The 2,038-nt window shown below is 70.5% G+C and carries 2 protein-coding genes; both read left to right on the top strand.

What is annotated here, in order from left to right; translation table 11 throughout:
• The coding region (locus ACFU5F_RS42290; RefSeq protein ID WP_383899002.1) for a PrpF domain-containing protein at positions 1–646 on the top strand (646 nt) is incomplete at its 5' end.
• Positions 647–765: 119 nt separating this feature from the next.
• Complete coding sequence (locus ACFU5F_RS42285; RefSeq protein ID WP_383899004.1) at positions 766–2,007, top strand: SLC13 family permease; 1,242 nt, start codon at positions 766–768, stop codon at positions 2,005–2,007.
• Positions 2,008–2,038: the final 31 nt, after the last annotated feature.

The raw sequence follows: 2,038 nt of genomic DNA, 5'->3' as shown, positions 1-2,038 counted from the left end.
CGGCCTCACCTTCCGCGACCCCGCCGGCACCGCCGCCTTACTGCTGCCCACCGGCCGGGCCACCCAGGACCTGCGGGTCGGCGACGCGGAGCCGGTACGCGTGAGCATGGTGACGGCGGGAGCGCCGGTCGTCCTCGTCGAAGCCGGTAGTGCCGGACGTACGGGCGCCGAGTCACTGGAGCGGATCAGCGCGGACGTCTCGTGGCTGCGGACCGTCCGTCACACCGCCGCGCCCCTGATGGGGCTGGTCCGGCCGGGCGAGGAACCGGGTGACGCGGTGCCCAAGGCCGGCTTCGTCGGCCCGCCGGTCCCGTACGTCACCACCCTCGGTGAACCGGTCGCCGCCGAGGACTACGACGTGTCGGTGCGCATGCTCAGCATGAACGCCCCGCACCCCGCGATCGGCCTGACCTCCGCCGTCGCCGTCGCGGCGGCCGGACTGGTGCAGGGCTCGGTGGTCTCCCGGATCACGGGCGGTACGACCGACGAATGGCTGCGGCTGGGCACGCCCGCCGGTGTCGTCGCGGTCCGCTGCACCGATGTGCGGGACGGCCTCCCGCACCGGGCCACCGTGCAGCGCGCGGCCCGGCTGCTCGCCGACGCCCGCATCTACGTACCGGAAGCCGGCAGCACGCAAGCCGCCTGATCCGCGACGAACATCACCTCGGCCGGGCCGGTTCTGTGCCGTCCGCACCGGGATAACCTCGCGCCCTCGGGGCGCGCCACCCGTCCCCACCCGCATCAAGGACAAAGATGTCTGCTGAAGTGATCTCCATAGGCGCCCTGCTGGTGATGTTCGTGGTCGGCACCGTACTGCCGATCAATCTGGGCATCCTGGCCTTCGTCGCCACCTTCGCGGTCGGCACCGCATCGCTCGGCCTCACCGAGGACGAGATCTTCGAGGGGTTCCCGGCCAAGCTGTTCGTCACCATCGTCGGTGTCACGTATCTGTTCTCCGTCGCCCGCCGCAACGGCACCATCGACTGGCTCGTGGCCGCCGGCGTGAGACTCGTCCGCGGCAAGGTCGAACTCATCCCCTGGGTGTTGTTCCTGGTGGCCGCACTGCTCACGGCCTTCGGCACGTTCACCCCGGCCGCGGTCGCGATCCTCGCGCCGATCGGCATGAACTTCGCCCACCGCTACAAGCTCAACCCCCTGGTCGTCGGCATGATGGTGATCAGCGGCGGGCACGCGGGCGCGTTCTCCCCGCTGGCCGTCTCCGGTGCGCTGGTGCTCGGCCTCGTCGACAAGACCGATCTGCAGGTCTCCGCCGTGGCCCTGTTCAGTGCCAGCTTCGTCATCAACCTCGTGCTCTCGATCCTCACCTACGCCCTGTTCGCCAAGCGTCCCGCCCCGCTGGCCGAGGGCGCCGTGGAGATGACCGACGACGAAGACCTCACCGTCTCCGGCAGGCCCGACTGGCGGCAGTGGCTCACCCTCGGCTGTCTGGTGGCGCTGGTCGTCGGCGCGCTCGGCTTCCACCTGGAGATCGGCTTCCTCGCCCTGGCGGCGGGCGCGCTGCTGGCCCTGGTGGACATGAAGCGGCAGGAGAAGGCCGTGGACGGCGTCAGCTGGTCCACCCTGCTCCTGGTCGCGGGCATGATGACGTACATCGCGATGCTGGAGAAGGCAGGCATCATCGAGGAGATCTCCGAACACGCCGCCGATCTGGGCGCCCCGCTCGTCGTCGCCCTGCTGCTGTGCTTCACCGTGGCCATCACCTCGGCCTTCGCCTCCTCCACCGCGATCCTCACGGCGATCATCCCCATCGCCGTACCGCTGCTGCTCTCCAGCCACCTCAGCGCCGCCGGACTGATCGCCGCGCTCGCCGTCTCCACGACGATCGTCGACACCTCCCCCTTCTCGACCAACGGGGCACTTGTCCTCAGCAACGCCCGTGGGGTGGATGCCCGTCGTTTCTACCGCCAGGTCATCGGCTACACCGGCGGGATCGTCGCCCTCGGCCCCCTCGTCGCCTGGGGCGCCCTGGTCCTGCCCTGGTCGTAGAAGGAGAAGAGGGGGCGGCGGGCCCGCGCGC

It is taken from the genome of Streptomyces sp. NPDC057438 (assembly GCF_042802995.1).
Lineage (GTDB): Bacteria > Actinomycetota > Actinomycetes > Streptomycetales > Streptomycetaceae > Streptomyces.
This window is presented reverse-complemented; position numbering and strand designations above follow the sequence as displayed.